At 67.6% G+C, this 16,737-nt stretch carries 15 protein-coding genes, 1 tRNA gene and 3 pseudogenes; 8 read left to right on the forward strand and 11 right to left on the reverse strand.

The window, feature by feature from the left end; genetic code table 11:
• Positions 1-32: 32 nt before the first annotated feature.
• The 5 genes from ABZ396_RS20735 to ABZ396_RS20755 are packed head-to-tail and all read right to left on the reverse strand — an operon-like array spanning position 33 to position 4,427.
• Positions 33-1,406, reverse strand: coding sequence for an aldehyde dehydrogenase family protein (locus tag ABZ396_RS20735; RefSeq protein ID WP_358917866.1), 1,374 nt, complete (start codon positions 1,404-1,406; stop codon positions 33-35).
• Between the two features lie 2 nt (positions 1,407-1,408).
• Complete coding sequence (locus ABZ396_RS20740; RefSeq protein ID WP_358917865.1) at positions 1,409-2,524, reverse strand: AMP-binding protein; 1,116 nt, start codon at positions 2,522-2,524, stop codon at positions 1,409-1,411.
• A gap of 51 nt (positions 2,525-2,575) precedes the next feature.
• Entirely contained in the window at positions 2,576-3,637 is a 1,062-nt protein-coding gene (locus ABZ396_RS20745) for a 3-oxoacyl-[acyl-carrier-protein] synthase III C-terminal domain-containing protein (RefSeq protein WP_358917864.1), read from the reverse strand.
• A gap of 45 nt (positions 3,638-3,682) precedes the next feature.
• Entirely contained in the window at positions 3,683-4,168 is a 486-nt protein-coding gene (locus tag ABZ396_RS20750; protein ID WP_358917863.1) for a nuclear transport factor 2 family protein, read from the reverse strand.
• A gap of 31 nt (positions 4,169-4,199) precedes the next feature.
• Entirely contained in the window at positions 4,200-4,427 is a 228-nt protein-coding gene (locus ABZ396_RS20755; RefSeq protein WP_358917862.1) for a hypothetical protein, read from the reverse strand.
• Between the two features lie 355 nt (positions 4,428-4,782).
• Here ABZ396_RS20755 and ABZ396_RS20760 point away from each other — a divergent pair, with 355 nt between their 5' ends.
• Positions 4,783-5,358, forward strand: a complete 576-nt coding sequence (locus ABZ396_RS20760) for a TetR/AcrR family transcriptional regulator (protein WP_358917860.1) — start codon at positions 4,783-4,785, stop codon at positions 5,356-5,358.
• Positions 5,359-5,831: 473 nt separating this feature from the next.
• Here ABZ396_RS20760 and ABZ396_RS20765 read toward each other — a convergent pair whose 3' ends face one another.
• Both ABZ396_RS20765 and ABZ396_RS20770 read right to left on the reverse strand, forming a co-directional pair.
• Complete coding sequence (locus ABZ396_RS20765) at positions 5,832-6,530, reverse strand: 4'-phosphopantetheinyl transferase superfamily protein (RefSeq protein WP_358917858.1); 699 nt, start codon at positions 6,528-6,530, stop codon at positions 5,832-5,834.
• Positions 6,531-6,761: 231 nt separating this feature from the next.
• Positions 6,762-7,256, reverse strand: a complete 495-nt coding sequence (locus tag ABZ396_RS20770) for a hotdog fold thioesterase (RefSeq protein ID WP_358917857.1) — start codon at positions 7,254-7,256, stop codon at positions 6,762-6,764.
• 193 nt (positions 7,257-7,449) lie between these two features.
• On the opposite strand from ABZ396_RS20770, the gene fabG reads away from it, so the two are divergent.
• From fabG to ABZ396_RS20800, 6 genes are all read left to right on the forward strand, one after another.
• Entirely contained in the window at positions 7,450-8,241 is a 792-nt protein-coding gene (fabG, locus tag ABZ396_RS20775; RefSeq protein ID WP_359185356.1) for a 3-oxoacyl-[acyl-carrier-protein] reductase, read from the forward strand.
• Positions 8,242-9,244: 1,003 nt separating this feature from the next.
• Entirely contained in the window at positions 9,245-10,504 is a 1,260-nt protein-coding gene (locus ABZ396_RS20780) for an NAD(P)/FAD-dependent oxidoreductase (protein ID WP_358917854.1), read from the forward strand.
• A 50-nt stretch (positions 10,505-10,554) separates the two neighbouring features.
• Entirely contained in the window at positions 10,555-10,836 is a 282-nt protein-coding gene (locus ABZ396_RS20785; protein ID WP_358917852.1) for an acyl carrier protein, read from the forward strand.
• On the forward strand, positions 10,829-12,052 hold the full coding sequence (locus ABZ396_RS20790; RefSeq protein ID WP_358917850.1) for a beta-ketoacyl-[acyl-carrier-protein] synthase family protein: 1,224 nt from the start codon (positions 10,829-10,831) through the stop codon (positions 12,050-12,052). Before ABZ396_RS20785 ends, ABZ396_RS20790 begins: the two co-directional genes overlap by 8 nt.
• On the forward strand, positions 12,049-13,191 hold the full coding sequence (locus ABZ396_RS20795; RefSeq protein WP_358917849.1) for a beta-ketoacyl synthase N-terminal-like domain-containing protein: 1,143 nt from the start codon (positions 12,049-12,051) through the stop codon (positions 13,189-13,191). Before ABZ396_RS20790 ends, ABZ396_RS20795 begins: the two co-directional genes overlap by 4 nt.
• Positions 13,192-13,236: 45 nt before the next feature.
• Positions 13,237-13,776: a sigma-70 family RNA polymerase sigma factor gene (locus ABZ396_RS20800; RefSeq protein ID WP_358917847.1), complete on the forward strand. Its 540-nt coding sequence runs from the start codon at positions 13,237-13,239 to the stop codon at positions 13,774-13,776.
• A gap of 97 nt (positions 13,777-13,873) precedes the next feature.
• Here ABZ396_RS20800 and ABZ396_RS20805 read toward each other — a convergent pair.
• Positions 13,874-14,145 (reverse strand): annotated as a pseudogene (locus ABZ396_RS20805) (Uma2 family endonuclease); the annotation flags it as partial.
• A pseudogene (locus ABZ396_RS20810) lies at positions 14,145-14,333 on the reverse strand (transposase); the annotation flags it as partial. The pseudogenes ABZ396_RS20810 and ABZ396_RS20805, both read right to left, overlap by 1 nt.
• Positions 14,334-14,497: 164 nt before the next feature.
• Between ABZ396_RS20810 and ABZ396_RS20815 the strand changes: the two are divergent.
• Positions 14,498-14,810, forward strand: a pseudogene (locus tag ABZ396_RS20815) (tyrosine-type recombinase/integrase); the annotation flags it as partial.
• Positions 14,811-14,856: 46 nt separating this feature from the next.
• On the opposite strand, the gene ABZ396_RS20820 reads toward ABZ396_RS20815, so the two are convergent.
• Positions 14,857-14,930, reverse strand: a tRNA-Thr gene (locus tag ABZ396_RS20820).
• A 108-nt stretch (positions 14,931-15,038) separates the two neighbouring features.
• Positions 15,039-16,658, reverse strand: coding sequence for an alpha/beta hydrolase (locus ABZ396_RS20825; protein ID WP_358917845.1), 1,620 nt, complete (start codon positions 16,656-16,658; stop codon positions 15,039-15,041).
• Positions 16,659-16,737: the final 79 nt, after the last annotated feature.

The following is a 16,737-nucleotide window of genomic DNA, read 5'->3' on the forward strand; positions in this document are numbered from 1 at the left end:
GTTGTGGGGGTGGTTGCGCTAGAGCGGCCAGGTCATCGGATGACGCCCTTGGTTCTCATCAGGTGCTCGGACAGGTAGCCGTCGTGCGGCACCCCCGGTTTCATCCACGTCGTGGTGTGGGCGCCGATGTAGACGTTGGTGATGCTCGGCTCGTCGAGCAGTTGCTGCGCCAACTCCATGTCCTCGGTGATCGCGGCGACGACCAGCGAGGAGGTCAGCGGCGCGATCCCGTCGGCGCGATTGAACGGCGCGATCCAGACGCACGGGAAGGGCAGTTCCACGCCCAGCACCGGGGACTTGGCATCGGGCGCGACCCGGACGACCGGGTGCAGTACCGCCGTTCCCGGCCGGACCGTCTCCACGATGTCGTCCCGGCCGAAGCTGGTCGTGCCCGCGCCGACCCGCTCGACGTAGTCGGCAAGCTGACGGGCCGTCGCCTGCGGCAGCTCGGTGCGGTGCTTGCCGGCCTCCAGTTCGGCGAGCCGGTCGGCCAGGGCGGAGGCGAACGCGTTCGCCTCCGCCACATCGCCTTCGACAAGCACCGCGGTTGTGCAGGTGCAGGCGGCGCCGCCGAGGCTCCCGACCGAGGCGGCGACGGTGTCCAGGTGGTCACGCCAGTCGACGTCATCGGTGACGACCGTCTTCGAGCGCCCCGGCCCCTGGGTGAGCACCGCCGGGTTCGCGGCGTACTTGTCCACGACGGCCTGTCCGCCGTAGACCAGCGCCCGGTCGGCGTGCTCGATGAGCGCGTCGGCGACGTTGTGGTCGGTGGGCAGCAGGGCCAGGTGCGAGGTGAAACCCGCTTCCCGGAACGCGCGCACGAGCCGTTGCGGAGTGAACGGCTCGCGGCTCGACGGCCGGACCGCCACCGAGTAGCCGAGTGCCAGCGCGCTGGGCCACAGAGCATGTACGCCCGGAGTGTTGCCGGAGGCGTGGACCGCGAGCGTCCTGCCGTGGCGCGCCCAGTACGCCGCGCCCTCTCTCACCCGGGGGTCGTCGATGTCGGTGACCGCGCCCCGCGGTATCTCCTGAGCCAGCGTGTCCGGCAACGCGCGCAGGGTCCGGGCGATGGCGGCGATCGAGGCGTGTGCGATCGCGCGCGGCACACCGGCGCACAGGCTCACCAGATCGAGGTAGTCGTCGATCGACTGCCCCTCGACCACGGCGTTCTCGAACAGATCCGCCGCCTTGGCGAGCATCTCCAGCCGCGTCGCGTACGGCAGCACCGGGGCCTGGGACAGCCGGGCGAACGCGCGGGTGACATAGAGCCGGGGAACCTCGGATATGGCGCCGATCTCACGTCCGTCCGGCAGGCGGAGCGGCTTCCTCGCCCGGGCCCGGTACTCGCCCGCGTCGGTGATGGCGTCGACGTGGGCGAACACCGGCGCGTCCTCGTGGGCGCTCATCGTCAGTAGACCCCCTCGGTGATGGCCGTGCCGTCGAAGGTCTGCACCGGCGCGACGTCGGCGACCGCGTCGCCGATGTGGCCGTCCTCGGCCGGCACCCGGATCGCGGTGTCGCGTTCCAGGTTGTTGGGGATGAGCGCGAACTTGGTGATGTGGTTCATCACGATCTGCCCGCGCTCGCCGTAGGCCACCGGCCGGCCGGTTTCGGGGTCGACGACCCTGAAGAACACGTAAGGGGAGAACGGGTCGAAGGTCGCCAGGCCTGAGGGCTGCTCCTCCTTCCGCTCCACCGAGACGCTGAGGATCGTCGTGCTGCCGTAGCCGCCGACGATCGGGATGCCGGGGAACACCTCCTCGCGCAGGATGGCGCGGGTGTCCGGATCCATGTGCGCCCCGCCCCAGGCGATGCGCTTGACCTTCGAGCGGACGAGCTCGACGAGCTCTGGGCGTTCGGCGATCTTCGCCAGCAGAATCGGAATGGTCTGGATCATGCCGATGTCCTGGGTCGCCAGGATGTCTGCGGTCTGGTCGACGAGGTGGTCGACGTAGGCGCGCAGTTCGTCGGTCTGACCGCGCTCGATGAGCTTCTTGACCCACCGCGGGTCGATGTCGATGGTGAACCGCTTGCCACCCAGCGCATGCGACTGCCGGACGGTGACCTCGCCGATCATGTGCGGGCCGGACGGCGTCGTGGCGAGCAGGTTGATGCCCGAGCCGCCGAGGCCTGACGCGGCCTTGCGGCCCGCCCAGGCCAGGTACCGGGTGAACCAGTCCTCGAACATGATGAACCGCTTGGGCCGGCCCGTCGTGCCGCCGCTCTCGAAGATGGCCGCGATCTTCGGCGAGTCGCCGAGGCCGCGCGGAACCAGCTCCTCGGCGGCAACGTCGCGGAACTCGTCGATGAGGTTGGGGAAGAGCGCGAGATCATCGACGGACTTCACGTCGGTGAGGGGGTCGAAGGCCAGGGCGGCCTTGCGCTTCAGCCAGAACGGCGACCCCGTCTCGGGCCCGAAGTGCCACTGCATGAGCGTGCGCACGTATGTGTCGGCATCAGTGACGGTCCGCTGCAGCGGATCGACATCCAGAATCGACCAGTCGCGCGCGCCGGGGTCAGACATCGGTGGGTCCTTTCGAGGTGAAGATGCATTGCTGGACAGGAGGGTGAGCGGTCAAGTCCGCGAGGTGGCGGCCACTTTCTGCACGAGCGCCGCCGACCAGGTGAACCCGCCGCCGCCACCGATGACGAGCGCGTACTGCCCGTCGGCGATGAGGTCGGTGCGCCGCAGGTGATCCAGGTTCGCGAGGAAGTCGCCCGCACCCAGATGCCCGGTCGTGTCGCGCTCGCAGTGCAGCGTCGGCACCAGCCGAGGATCCATCGCCTCGGAGTACATGAGGTCGAGCACCTTGGGGCTCAGCCGGGGGAGCATCGTCGCCGCCACGTCGGCGGTGCCGACACCGGCCAGGTCGATGACGCCGGCGACGAGTTCGCCGATCGTCTTGAGCGCGGCGGCGCGGAATTCGGCGGTCCCGCCGGAACGCTCGAAGAAGGCGCGTTTGGTGGCCTTCACGTCGATGGCCGCCCGCAACTCGTGGGGGGTGGTGCCGAACGCGTCGCCCTCGCGGTACATGGCTTCGAACTGCGGCCGGGCGCGCGAGTCCAGTGCGACGATGCGCAGGGCGGGCACACTCGTGTCGCCGAGCTCCGGGGAGAGGATCACGCAGGTGGCGCCGTCGCCGTACACGGTGTCGTAGTCGCTGCCCCACCGGTCGAAGCCCTTGCCGCCGAACGTGTCAGCCGTGGTCGCCACGCTCAGGACCGGCTCGCCGGAGACCGCGTACCGAACCCGCTCGACGCCGATGCCCAGCGCCGCGGCGCCGCCGTTGCACATCTGCGCGATGGACATCGGAACGCAACTGTCGAATCCGGCTTCGTGCGCGATGAAATGCGCGGGTGCCCAGAAGTCGTGCCCCTGGTAGTACGTGTGGCCGTGCAGCAGGTGACCGACGCGGTCGGGCTCGACACCCGCCTCGGCGGCAGCGGCACGAGCGGCGGCCGCGGCGAGTACCGGCGCCGGCTCGCCACCGACGTGCACGCTCGTCACCCCCAGCAGTTCACGCTCCTCCTCGGTGATCCGCCCTGAGCACACGGCCTCGGCGGCGGACTCCACCGCGGGTGGCAGCACGACGGCGCTGCCGATCACGAAGGCGCTCGACTCAGCCGGCGACCGCATGTAACGGCTCCTGTCGTGTGTCGACGACGATGGTCGTCCTCCTCATCAGGACCGAGCTCCCGCCGGGATCGTCGCGCCGAGCTGGCCGTACAAGTCGAGTTGGTCGTCGGTGAGCCAGTACTCCGCGATGCGTCGGTTCTCGAGCCGCAGGATGTCTACGCCGCAGATCGAGACCTCGGTGCCCGCGGCGGCCGTGGCCGTCGCGGGAACACCGCCCTGCCACGTCCCGGTGAAACGCCAGCGCGCCACGACGAGTTGGCCACCTACGAGCCACGGCCCGAGTTCGGCGGCGAACCGCGCGCCGGGGCGATAGCAGCTCCGGAATCCTGCGATCCAGCGCGTGACGTCGTCGCGGGTCGTCAACGACGCAGACGGCGGCATCCCGAAGGTCGGCAGGTGCACTGTCACGTTGTCGGCGATGAACTCGGCCGGGTCCTGCCCGCCGGTGCCGTTCCACAGACCGGTCCAGGATTCCCAGATCTCCTGCCCGACGTCGGTTGACGGGCTGCCTGCCAAAGATGTTGTTCGCATCGTCCTTCTCCTTCGGTGTCGGCGGCCAGAATCATTGCCGCGCGCCGCCGTCGGACTCGATCGAGGTGAAAAGTGGCGCAACGGACCCGCATGAGCTGGTGCGGCGCCACATCGCCGTGCCGTTTACGAGCGTGAAGTCATCCTCGCCGCGGACCAGTTGGTCGCGGCCGTAGCCGATCGCGCAGATGCCGGCCGTCGGAACCCCGGCGGGACGACGACTCGCCGCCCAGTAGGACCTACTGTAGCCCAGCCCGACCATCCTCCACAACCCTTAAGTAAGTAGGCGTTCACAACTGCCTAGACGTTGATGACATAGCTTTGACCTGCCAAAACTTGACCGAACGCGAGGTTCTGGAATCTTCGCCAGACCAGAGTAGTTAGTGATAGCTTCCAACTAGTGAGGTCATCGCGACGAGGGGAGTGCCGTGGCAGTGAGGCACGGGAGGCGGGTACAGGAAGGCGCGCGGGTCGAGCAGTTGCCCCGCTCCACCAGTCCAAACGCCCCGCCGTGCGCTGGGAACGACAACTCGAACTCGGCGACGCCCATGATCCGTTACGAACTCCTGGAATGAGAAACACTCCGTGTGACATACTGAGCCATGCAAAAAATCCGCATGTCAGCAGCACAGCGACGAGCGCAGATTCTCGATATCGCCATGTTGGAGTTCTCCCGAACCGGGCTCTTCGGCACCCCTGTCGAAGTGATCGCCAGGGCAGCGGGTGTTACACAGCCGTACGTTTTCCGGCTGTTCGGCAGTAAGACCAAACTGTTCACCGAATGCGTTCGAATTTCATTTGCACAATCGACGGCGCGAATGCTGGATGCGGCCGAAGGCCTGTCCGGGGTCAACGCGCTCATCGCGATGGGTAATCAGTACCGGTCGAACCTCGAGAACAATCCCGATGTGCTGATCCAGACCCAGGCTTTCGCCGCATGCGCCCACGACGAGGTACGCGAGGCCGTCCGAGAGGCTTACAGCGATCAGTGGCGCCAGCTGGCCGAGCAGGCAGGCGTGAAGCCCGTGCAAATGAAGATCTACATGGCACTTGGCCTGCTGCTGAACAACCTGACGATGATCGACGCCAAGACGTCGACGAGCATCGACGAGCAGTGGGTGCACGATGCCTACACCGTCATCGACGCCTCTGTCTATTCCGCTTTGGGGACGCTGAACAGTACCGAAATATAACCGTACGACCACACGCAAAGGTTGCCGGCAGCCGTTTCGCCTCAACCTGTGTGTGAGCCAGGAATACGCCATGAACGCCATGAACGGACTGGCGCCCGCCGGACAAGCCGACGCCCACCCGAATTCGCTCCGCATTCTTCGAGAATTAGATTTCGCCGCTATGACCTGGAGTTTGATTCGAGGTCGGCAGCAGCGACAGTGCGAATGCGCTGGGCGCCCAATGAAACCAAGTTCGTGGTGACGATCCTGCGAGTGTCTCAGGTTTCACGGGGGTCGCACGTAAACGAAGCCGGCGCAAAAACGGCTGTCGCGACGGCGAGGACGTTTCCGAAATACATGAGAATTCCTCTGCCACGGCAGGAGTAGAGCCTGCGCTCGCGCCGGTCGAAGATACCGGGAAACACCTGCGACGGCTTCGCACGTGCAATGGACCCGGGGTCTGCGCGAGGCCCTGGACCTGCCCCTGAGGCCGACTATGGACGGTCCCGGTTCCGTTGGGGCTCGGAGGACAGCCGGCGCGGCCGCGGGACGGCGAGCGCCACTAGCAGAAGGTCCTCCCGCGCCAGCCAGCGGCCTCGGAGTGTCGGGACTGTTCGGGCCCGCGGCGTCAGCGAGATCGCTGCAGCCAATGTGCCCTCCGGGTTGACCACGATCTCCACATCGCCGCTGTTGAGTGGCTGTCCGGTCAGGGTGTACCAGGCTTTGTACGCTGCCTCCTTGGCGCAGAAGAGGAGTCGGGTCCAGGCGACGGAGGGTCGCACCTTGTCCAACTCCCGTGCACGCTCGGCCTCGGGTGGCAGGAGCACCAATCGCCGGGCCCCGGCGGGAAGCGGTGAGTTAGGCTCGGCATCGATGCCGAGGGAAGCAATGTCCTGCCTGAGTGCCACGGCGCTTGCCCGGTAGCCGGTGCAGTGGGTCATGCTTCCCACCACACCGGCAGGCCAGAGGGGTGCGCCTGCCTGGTCCGGGAGAAGTGCGGCAGGGGGGAGTCCGAGCGCCGCGAGTGCCTGCCGCGCGCCGTGCCGGACCGCCGCGAACTCCTGCCGGCGCCGCACACCGGCATGCGAGATGGCTTCCGACTCCTGCGGCAGCAAGGTCTCGAGGGCGATCTCGTCCTGCTCTCCGAACGATTCCGCGCCCCTGGCACCGGCCGGCAGCACTTCAGAGATCATTCCTCGGTCTCCGTGACCCGGGCTTGCCCGGGATGCCGCTCGGTCGGCCCGCCCTGGCCGAAGCCCGTTGCACAGGACAGTGCCTGGAGTCTGCCCGAGAACTCCGCGACCCAGCTCGCGATGATCTCAGAGGCGATCAGAGGTCCTTGTTCGGCATGTCCAGCCATCTCAGTTCCTGTTCCCAGGCGATGTGCGTCGGGTGGCTTGCAGGGGGCTCCAGGCGGTGGCAGGTCACCTCAGGGCGGGGCGCGGTTTGAGCATGCAACTGACCCTGCATGAGCACAGGAGCCGTCCCCGCTCATCGGTGAGCTCGACGTTGTAGGTGGCCATGGAGGAGCCGAGGTGGACGGCCTGGGCACTGCCGCGCACTGTTCCGTTGCGGGCTGAACGGTGGTGCGTCGCACTGACCTCCACGCCCACGGCGACACGGCGGGTGCCCGCGTACATGGCCGCGGCTGTGGACGCCAGAGTCTCGGCGAACGCGATCGACGCGCCGCCGTGCAGCAGTCCCTGCGGCTGTGTGTTGCCCTCTACCGGCATGGTGCCGACGACCAGTTGCGCTGAGGCCTCCTCAAGCTGGATGCCCAGCTTCCAGTAGAGGCCGCCGGCTCCGACCCCGGCCTCGCGCATGAGCGTGCCGAGGTCGTCCGGCAGATCGTCCGGCAGGACCTCGGCCATGAGTTTGAATTCTTCGATGCCGGTTGGGGTGCCGATGGGCTGTGTCATCGCGGCGGTCTCCTTGCAGCAGGGCGCAGCAGGCGCGTTCATGAGCACAGATCCGCAGGGGGCTGACACGGATACAGCTGCGTGCGGTCTGTTTTCGGCAGGCGGGCTGAATCGCGCCCCCGCGCGGCTGACCCCACCGCGCCGCGGCCGCAACGTATCTCCCGGCGGCGGTCGGCGCTCTGTGAAGGTGGGCGTGCTCGCGCATCGCCCTGCATCTGTCATCCACAGGACTGGGAGAGTCGCGATGCCTCAGCGAAAAGTAGCCGTGGTCACCGGTGGGTCACGCGGGATCGGTGCCGCCGTGGCTCTGCGTCTGGCCGCGGACGGCTATGACGTGGCGTTCTGCTACCACTCCAACCGCGAGGCGGGCGAGCACGTCGCCGAGCAGCTGCGACAGCACGGAGCCAGCGTCTATCACGACGCGTGCGATGTCACCGACGCCGAAGCGGCTGCGGCGTTTCTGGCGAAGGCAGAGGCCGGACTCGGGCCGGTGAGCGCACTGGTCAACTCGGCGGGCATCGTCCGGGACAACCCGATGGTGCTGATGCCGTCGTCGGACTGGCGGTCGGTGATCGACACAAACCTCAGCGGCACCTTCAACTTCTGCAAGCCTGCCGCGTTCGCCATGATGAAGCGCAAGGCGGGAGTGATCGTCAACATGTCCTCCGTGGCGGGTGTGTTCGGCCACGCCCGGCAGACCAACTACTCGGCCGCGAAGGCCGGCGTGATCGGCATGAGCAAGGCGCTGGCGAAGGAGGTCGCGCGGAGCGGCATCCGTGTCAACGTCGTTGCTCCGGGGTTCATCGAGACCGACATGACAGCAGGCCTCACGGACAAGGCCCGCCAAGAGGCGCTCAGCAGCGTTCCGTTGGGCCGGTTCGGTACGCCCGAGTCGGTTGCGGAGATCACCGCCTTCCTGCTCTCCGACCGGGCCGACTACATCACCGGGCAGACGTTCCAGGTCGATGGGGGGATCGCTTTGTGAGCACGGCCCCACTTCGGCTCGGCACCGATGAAGCTGGGGGTACCGATGTCTCCTGATCAGCCTGCTGGCCCGGCCGACGAGGACCTGTTGGCGGCGTTGGTACAGGCTTCGGGGACAGTTCCCGAAGCCCTGAGGCAAACCGTCTACGACGCCGTCAGACGGTTCGACCAGGCAGAGGGCGATGTTGCAGAGGGCGCGCACTGACGCCCCTCGCATGTCCAGCAGCTTGTGCGCCGCCTCGTGTCCCTCACTCACGAGGCGGCGTCAACGCCGGCCTGCCGCTCTCCGCGGCGCCGCCCGACGGGGCATGCGGCAGTCCGCCTGCTTAGCGCAGTGCACGCAGGCGTGGCACGAAAACCTGCCGTTCTTTCACTCGATAATGCTCGCTCATGACTGACTCTTGACAAGTGGGCAGGTGCCTTGAATCCGCCTTGACACCCGAGTCGGCGACTAGCTAGGATCAGGCGAAGAAAGTAGTTAACACCTACTATATTTCATCGCACGGGGGCATAGCAGAATGCGCGGAGATCCGCACGGAACACCCGCCGAAGTTTCCATCTCGGACGCAGGCGCCAGCGCGGCCACAGGGCCCCTGACCAAGCCTCATGCGTCGTCCGCCCGGGTCTGCAGGAAAGACCGACCCTGCCCCGGCCGACACTGAGCGGAACTTCCCATTCCATTCACCGGGGCCGGTTCTCGCAATAATTTTGCGTTACACGCCCCGTCGACTGACTCCCTTACTTGACGATGTAGTCAAGCTGGGTGATCAGTATTGCACTAGCACCGCTAAACGCCTATCAGCGTGGCCATCGCGGGTATAGACCGGCGGGCATTCCAGTGTGCCCAATGCTGTGCACAATCGCCCGACTCTGCTGCTTCCCGCAGCCGGATGCGCCCACCGATTGCGTGCGGCTATCTGCGGCCCGGTAGCTGACATCAGCCGAGGCCTCGCACGGCCTGTGTCGGCCGTGGCCTTCTCACGCATGTCCCAAAGAGGGGAATCATGAGCGAGTCGTACGACGTCATCGTGAACGGAGCGAGCATCGCGGGGTGCACGGCAGCCGTCCTCTACGCCCGGCGCGGGGCCAGAGTCGCCCTCCTGGAACGCCGCTCCGACATGTCCGCCTACAAGGTGCTGTGCACGCACTACATCCAGGCCTGCGGGTACCCCGCGCTGGCGGAACTCGGTGTGACCGAAGAGCTGGAAGCTGCGGGCGCGGTCCCCAATTCGGCTCGTTACTGGACCCGTTGGGGCTGGATACGGCCCGAGCGTGATCCTCTGAAGCGGAGTCTGCCCTACGGGTACAACGTCCGGCGCCAGACCCTGGACCCGATCCTGCGACGGCTCGCACAAGGCACCGCCGGAGTCGACCTGTTCCTGGGGCACACCGTCGACGGCGTGCTCACCGAGGGCGAGAAGGTTGTCGGGGTCACTGCGTCGGCGAGCGGCGAGCGACGGGAGTTCCGCGCGCGGCTGGTCGTCGGTGCCGACGGCAAGGACTCAGCGATCGGCAAGTTCGCCGGGGCCGCCACCAAGACCGTCGACAACGAGCGCTTCAGCTATTTCGCCCATTTCAAAGGACTTCCGCGCCCTGCGGGCGACATGACGCTGTCGTGGTTCCGCGAGCCCGACGTCGCCTACGCGATGCCGAACGACGGCGACATCACGCTCGTCGCGTGCATCCCGTCCAAGGCGAAACTCCCGCAGTTCAAGGCCGATCTTGAGGGTTCCTACCGCGCCTTCGTGAAGTCTCTTCCCGAGGCACCCGACCTGGACCAGGGCGAGCTCGTCGGCAAGATCGTGGGAACCGTCAACTACCCTCTGATCGTTCGTGAACCCGTAGGTCCGGGCTGGGCGTTGATCGGCGATGCCGCGCTCACCAGTGACCCCCTGTGGGGGGTCGGCTGCGGCTGGGCGCTGCAGAGCGCGCAGTGGCTCGTTGCCTCGACATCGGCCGCTGCGCAAGGGTCCAGGGACCTTGACCGGTCCTTGGCCGCTTACCGCAGCCGCCGCTCGAAGCTCAAGGGCTATCAGTTCCTGATCTCCGACTACGCCTCGAGCCGGCCGTTCAACCCCGTCGAGAAGCTGATGTTCTCGGCGGCTGCGCGTGACCCGAAGATGGCCCGGCACTTCCACAGCTTCGGCTCACGCCTCATCGGAACCGGAGCGTTCCTCTCACCGTCCTCGATCGCCAAGGCGACCCTGGTGAACCTCCGCCACCGGCTGCGGCCTGCCCCAGGGCTGCACGCCGGCGGCGCGTGATGCCTCGCCTGCGCACGTTAGACCCCCACCTATCAGCGAAGGGAAACGTCATGCCTCAGACCAGCGAGAACCTGATCCAGACAGAGCGGCTGGAGGCCCTGCGGACCATCGTCGTCCAGGTGCTCGAGCTCGGACCGGACGAGCTCACGGAGACCAGCCACTTCGTCAACGACCACGACGCGGACTCTCTGCTGGCGCTGGAGATCCTCGCACGGATCGAACTCGACCTCGGGGTGGCGATCCCGCAGGAGGAGCTGCCGGAGATGGTCACGCTGACCGCCGTCTACGACGTCGTTGCCCGCAACGCCGGCTGGGAGATACCGAATGCGTGACACCACCGGACGCCGGGTCGTGGTGACCGGGCTCGGCGCCGTCAGCAGTCTGGGTATCGGTGCTCATATATTTGCCGCCGGGATTCGTGAAGGCCGCAGCGGTGTGTCGCCCATCCGTGGGTTCGATGCGAGCGGCTTCCCGCGCACCATGGCCGGCGAGGTCCACGACTTCGAGCCACGCAGTGTTCTGCGTCACCTGGACCCCGAACAGTGGGGCCGTAGCGGGCTGTTCGCCGCATCCGCCGCCCGGCTGGCCCTCGAGGACGCGGACCTCGACCCCGGTCTGGTGGCCAAGGCGCACACCGGCTCGGCCATCGGCACGACCAGCGGTGAGTCCGCCGTCATCGAGCAGCTCACCGAGCAGTGGGTCAAGGACAGCTTCAAACGGCTGGACCCCACTGCCATTCGTAAAGTACCGGCAAGCCAGATCGCCACCGCTGTCAACGCCGAGCTGGGCCTGTCCGGGGAGGCCCAGACCATTGCCACAGCCTGCTCCGCGAGCAACTACGCGCTCGGATACGCCTATGACATGGTGCGCAGCGGTGAAGCCGACTTCATGTTCAGTGGCGGTGCGGACTCCATCAACCGGTGGGCGCACGCCGGGTTCTTCCGGCTCGGCGCACTCGCCGAGTCGGTCTGCCGTCCGTTCGATGCGCACCGCAGCGGAATCCTGACCGCCGAGGGAGGCGTCGCGCTCTTCCTCGAACCTTACGACCATGCGGTGGCCCGGGGCGCCAGGATCTACGCCGAAGTGCTGGGGTACGGCGTCAACTGCGATGCGCAGCACCCGGTGTCCCCCGATCCGAGCAGCATCGCCGAGTGCATCCGCGCCGCGCACCGCAACGCGAACGTGGAGCCGGAACAGATCGACTACATCTGCGCGCACGGCACGGGGACGCCCACCAACGATGCCACCGAGGTCAAGGCCGTGCGGGAGGTGTTCGGGGACCGTCTGCCGCCGATCAGTTCGATCAAGTCGGCGATCGGTCACACCATGGGTGCGGCCAGTGGTTTCGGTGCGCTGATGTGCTGCCTCGCGCTGTACGAGGGGTTCTTGCCGCCGACAGCGAACGTCACGGAGACCGACCCTGCCCTGGGTCCGGGAGTGGATCCGGTTCCGGGCACGGCGCGGCCGGCTGCCCCCCGCATCGTGCAGAACCACGGATTCGCCTTCGGCGGGAACAACGCCATCACCATCCTGGGAAGGGCGGCATGAGCACCCTGACTGCACCAGTGACCACCGTGGCGCCGCTGCTCATCACCGGTACCGGGGTGCTGTCCTCGGCCGGGCAGGGGCTTGGCACCCTGCAGCCGTCCCTGCCCTCGGGCGATGCGCCGCGGGCGGACCTTTCACAGATCTCCGACGATCTGCCGCCGATCGCACTGCACGCCGTAGCCGATCTCAATGCCGAGGAGTACCTCGGCGGCAAGGGCATCCGCCACCTGGACCGCACGACCAAGCTCGCTCTCGTGGCGTGTGCCCGGGCGCTGGCCGGGCTACCCGTACCGCTGGCCGATGACGACAAGCCGCGCACCGGCGTGGTGATCGGCACGAGCACGGGCAGCATCCGTAGTTCCAGTGAGTTCTCCCGGGACACGCTCGTCCAGGACAAGCCGTACCTGGTGCGGGCCAACCTCTTCCCCAACTCGGTCATGAACTGCTGCGCCGGGCAGATTGCCATCCGCTCCAAGCTGCGCGGGGTCAACGCGACGATCGCCGGGGGCCGGTTGTCGAGCCTCAACGCGATCCGTTACGCCCGCAACGCCATCGCGGGCGGCCACGTCGACCGAGCGCTGGTGGGGGCCGTGGAGGAACTCTGCCCGCAGTCCGCCTGGGGATGGCACCTGTCCAAGGCCCTGTCGAGCGGAGCCGCCGTGGGCGAGGGCTGTGCCGTGTTCATGGTCGAACGGCCCGAGGACGCGGCCACGGCCGGCCGCCCGGCGCTGGCACAGGTGCTGGCCTGTGAAGTCTCGTCAGCGGGGACCGGCGTGCACCAGGGCAGCCTCGCCGCGGCCTTGTCACAGTGCATCGAACGTGCCCTACGGCGCAGTGAGGTGTCCGCCGACCAGGTGAGCTCCGTGTCACTGGGATGCAGCGGCCATGTCGGTCTCGAGCGCATCGAGGAACGGGGCGTGGCCGGAGCTCTGGGAGCACTGCCGGCCCGTACGTTGCGCATCACCCAGCGGCTGGGCGAGACCTTCAGCGCCAGCGGTTCCCTCCAGCTCGCCGCGCTGCTGGCGGCCTGGCAGGAGGGGCCGGGGGACGGCGAGGTTGCCCTGGTGACCTCGGTCGGCACGGATGGGAACGTCGGCTGTCTGGTCGTACGCAGCCCATCCGCCCGTCTGTCCGGCTGATCCGGGGAGCCGGACGTGGCACATACTGCACCTGCTGACGCCGACGTGGCCGAACTGGTGACCACTTGCCTGCGAGGGGATCAGCAGGCTTGGGTCCGGCTCGTCGACCACTTCACACCGCTGGTGTGGACGATCGCCCGCTCGCATCGCCTCTCCGCCGCCGATTGCCAGGACGTCTACCAACTGACGTGGCTGCGGGCCGTTCAGTACCTTCCGCAACTGCGCGACCGCAAGCAAGTGGCGGCCTGGCTCGCGACAACAGCCCGCCGGGAGTGTCTCAAGCACATCGACCGCAATCAGCGTCTCGTTCCGGTCGGCGACAGTTCTCTGTTCGACACCTGTGCACGAGAGGCGGAACATCCCGACGAGCAGGCGCTGCGGCGTGCCGACGCCTCCGAAGTCCTGGCCGCTTTCCGCCGGTTGCCCAGCCGTGACCAAGAACTGCTGGGCGTCCTGATGGCCGATCCACCACCGAGCTACGACAAGGCCAGCCAACTGCTCGGGCTGCCGCGCGGGTCACTTGGCCCGCTGCGGCAGCGCGCCCTCGGCCGACTGCGGGGGCTGCTCGCCCAGCCCATCCAGTGAATGCCCTGCTCAGCCGACCTGCAAGGTGCCGGCTGAGCAGGGTATTTCGTCGTCTCTGTACCTGACGCAGGACGGGAGGATCCATATCGCCGACCGGGTGCTCGTCGACCTTCACGATCCGGTCCGTGGTCTCCGAACCCGGCGAGACACTTCCATCAACACCAGCAGCACATGCTCCTGACGCGTCGGCGTGACGTCGATCGTGTCCGCGCGGTACACCACCACATCCGGACGACGGTTGGTCAGCGGAACATCCTGCAACCGCACATCGAAGTGCGTATTGGCGTTCCACTCCGGTCCCGCAGCCTCATCCAGCGCGTTCACCGGAATCCGGGCCAGACGGTTGTGACGCTTGGACGCGCTCGGCGTGAAGTCCCGTTGCGCGAATTCCCCGAGCCCGCCCCGGTCTTGTCCCCCTCCTCGTAGCCGAGGTGTTCACTCATCTCAGCCTCAAGCGCGCCCTCCAGAACCAGCTTGACCAGGCCGGACAACAGCCCGCCCTCGCCCATCAGATTCAGCCCCTCACGCCGGGCCCGCTCCACCAGCTGCTCGGCCATGTCCCGGTCCAGTTCGGCCGCTCTCGCCAACTCAGCCCCCGTCCGTACGGTGCTCTCGCGGGGTGACTTGTCCTTGATCCCCATCGGTGATCCTTCCCGGCAGAGGCCACACCTCATGCCATCTGGGTCACACCGGGGCATACACAATCTTTAGGACAGTCCCGTTCAAGGAGCTGCTCAAGGAAGCCGGGATCGATGACCGCCGGCTGTACGACGGGAGCCGTCACACGGCGGGCACGATCCTGAACGAGCTGGGCGTGGACATGCCCACGATCATGGAGATCCTGCGGCACCCAGATCAGCCAGACTCGCCGGTACGTAAAGGGCAGATCGCACCTGTCCAGGGACGCCATGCGGCGCATGGGCGAGTTCTTCGTACCCGCACCGACAGGGTGCCGTCCGGGCCCCACTGAGACCAAAACTGAGACCGCCGACACCCGCGCGGCCCGTGCGCGGCGGCGTCGCCGCATCCACTGAACGAAAAACCCCAGCTCGGATTCGCTCTGGGCTGGGGTTCCGGTAGAGCCGCCTTCGGGATTCGAACCCGAGACCTACGCATTACGAGTGCGTTGCTCTGGCCATCTGAGCTAAGGCGGCGCGCTGTCCGCACTCATGGTGCGTTCGGCGACGTCCGAAAGTCTACACAGTTTCCGGGGGTGCTCCGTACCCGCCCCGGCGCGGGGGCTCCGGAGCGGGCGGCAAGGGCTATGAGCAGCGCTTTCCCTTCGCCGGCGGGGTGCCTTTGAGGAGGTAGGTGTCGATCGCCGAGTCGATGCAGGTGCTGCCCCGGCCGTACGCGGTGTGGCCGTCGCCGACGTAGGTGAGGAGACGGGCCGAGGTGAGCTGGCGGGCCAGGGACCGGGCCCAGGGGTACGGCGTCGCCGGGTCGCGGGTGGTGCCGACCACGACGATCGGGGCGGCGCCCTTCGCCTCGATGCGGTGCGGCTCCCCCGTGGCCCTCACCGGCCAGTACGCGCAGTTCAGCGAGGCCCACGCCAGGTTGGCCCCGAACACCGGCGACGCCTTCTCGAACTCGGGCAGCGCCTTCTCGACCTGCTCGGGGCTGGTGAAGGCGGGCGGTAGGTCGAGGCAGTTCACCGCGGCGTTGGCGAACATCAGGTTCGAGTAACGGCCGTCGGGGCCGCGCTCGTAGTAGCTGTCGGAGAGGGCGAGCAGTCCCGCGCCGTCGTTCTCCTTCGTCGCCGCGTGCAGCGCCTCACGCAGTCGCTCCCACTCCGCCTGGTCGTACATCGCCGCGATCACGCCGGTCGTACCGAGGGACTCGGTGAGCTTGCGGCCGTCCGCGTCGCCGGTCGGGATCGGGTGCGCGTCGAGCTTCTGGAAGAACGTCTTCAGGTTGTCGGCGATCTGCGTCGGCGTGCTGCCCTTGTCGCCGAGCGGGCAGTCGGTGCGCTTCGCACAGTCCTTCGCGAAGGACTGGAAGGCCGTCTCGAATCCCGCCGTCTGCTCCAGGTTCATCTGGCGCGCGGACAGGGACGGGTCCATCGCACCATCCAGGACCATCCGGCCGACTCGCTCCGGGAACAGCCCCGCGTAGGTCGCGCCGAGGAACGTCCCGTACGACGCCCCCACGTAGTTCAGCTTCTGGTCGCCGAGCACCGCCCGCAGGATGTCCATGTCACGCGACGAGTCGACGGTGGACACATGGCGCAGCAGCTGCGCCGAGTGCGCCCCGCACGCCTCCGCGAACTTCTTGTACTCCCCGACGAGTTGGTCCGTCTCCTTCTGGTCGTCGGGCGTCACGTCGGTCTCGGTGTACGCGTCCATCTGCCGCCCGTTCAGGCACTCGACGGGCTCGCTGCGGGCGACCCCGCGCGGGTCCATCGCGACCATTTCATAGCGCGCCCGCACCTCGGCGGGGTAGCCGATGCCGGCGTACTGCTGGAGGTAGTCCACCGCCGAGCCGCCCGGGCCACCCGGGTTGACCAGCAACGAACCGAGCGGCTTCGCCTTGCCTGTCGCCTTCTTCCGGGCGACCGCCAGCCGGACGTCACCCGCGCCGGGCTTGGCGTACTCGAGCGGGGCCTTCATCGTCGCGCACTGGAAGCCGGGGGCGCCGCAGCTGCGCCAGCTGAGCTTCTGGTCGTAGTACGGCGCCAGCGCGGACGGGGTCGCGCGGGGCAGAGCGGCCAGCTGGGCGGTGCCGGCCGAGGCCGATGTCGACGCGCTCCCGAAGGAGGAGCAGGCGGAGACGAGCAGGGCGGCGGCCGACAGCAGAGCCGCCGCGGTCAGGGCGCTGCTGCGAGTCCGGGTCTGAGTCTGAGGCCGAGTCCGGGTACGGCGGAGGGTTCGCCTGGTGTGCATCAATCGAGCGTAACGCTGGGAGATGATCTACGTGCGGTGTGTGTTGACTGTGGCTCGTACGGGTGACCCCGGTCAACCA

The organism is Streptomyces sp. NPDC005866 (genome assembly GCF_040629895.1).
Classification (GTDB): Bacteria; Actinomycetota; Actinomycetes; order Streptomycetales; family Streptomycetaceae; genus Streptomyces.

What these genes read in the sequence shown, in the direction of transcription:
- ABZ396_RS20745 (WP_358917864.1), bottom strand. Translation starts at nt 3,637, where the DNA reads ATGCGGTCGCCGGCTGAGTCGAGCGCCTTCGTGATCGGCAGCGCCGTC.
- ABZ396_RS20755 (WP_358917862.1), bottom strand. Translation starts at nt 4,427, where the DNA reads ATGGTCGGGCTGGGCTACAGTAGGTCCTACTGGGCGGCGAGTCGTCGT.
- ABZ396_RS20740 (WP_358917865.1), bottom strand. Translation starts at nt 2,524, where the DNA reads ATGTCTGACCCCGGCGCGCGCGACTGGTCGATTCTGGATGTCGATCCG.
- ABZ396_RS20765 (WP_358917858.1), bottom strand. Translation starts at nt 6,530, where the DNA reads ATGATCTCTGAAGTGCTGCCGGCCGGTGCCAGGGGCGCGGAATCGTTC.
- ABZ396_RS20785 (WP_358917852.1), top strand. Translation starts at nt 10,555, where the DNA reads ATGCCTCAGACCAGCGAGAACCTGATCCAGACAGAGCGGCTGGAGGCC.
- ABZ396_RS20780 (WP_358917854.1), top strand. Translation starts at nt 9,245, where the DNA reads ATGAGCGAGTCGTACGACGTCATCGTGAACGGAGCGAGCATCGCGGGG.
- ABZ396_RS20825 (WP_358917845.1), bottom strand. Translation starts at nt 16,658, where the DNA reads ATGCACACCAGGCGAACCCTCCGCCGTACCCGGACTCGGCCTCAGACT.
- ABZ396_RS20735 (WP_358917866.1), bottom strand. Translation starts at nt 1,406, where the DNA reads ATGAGCGCCCACGAGGACGCGCCGGTGTTCGCCCACGTCGACGCCATC.
- ABZ396_RS20770 (WP_358917857.1), bottom strand. Translation starts at nt 7,256, where the DNA reads ATGACACAGCCCATCGGCACCCCAACCGGCATCGAAGAATTCAAACTC.
- ABZ396_RS20760 (WP_358917860.1), top strand. Translation starts at nt 4,783, where the DNA reads ATGTCAGCAGCACAGCGACGAGCGCAGATTCTCGATATCGCCATGTTG.
- ABZ396_RS20795 (WP_358917849.1), top strand. Translation starts at nt 12,049, where the DNA reads ATGAGCACCCTGACTGCACCAGTGACCACCGTGGCGCCGCTGCTCATC.
- ABZ396_RS20790 (WP_358917850.1), top strand. Translation starts at nt 10,829, where the DNA reads ATGCGTGACACCACCGGACGCCGGGTCGTGGTGACCGGGCTCGGCGCC.
- ABZ396_RS20750 (WP_358917863.1), bottom strand. Translation starts at nt 4,168, where the DNA reads ATGCGAACAACATCTTTGGCAGGCAGCCCGTCAACCGACGTCGGGCAG.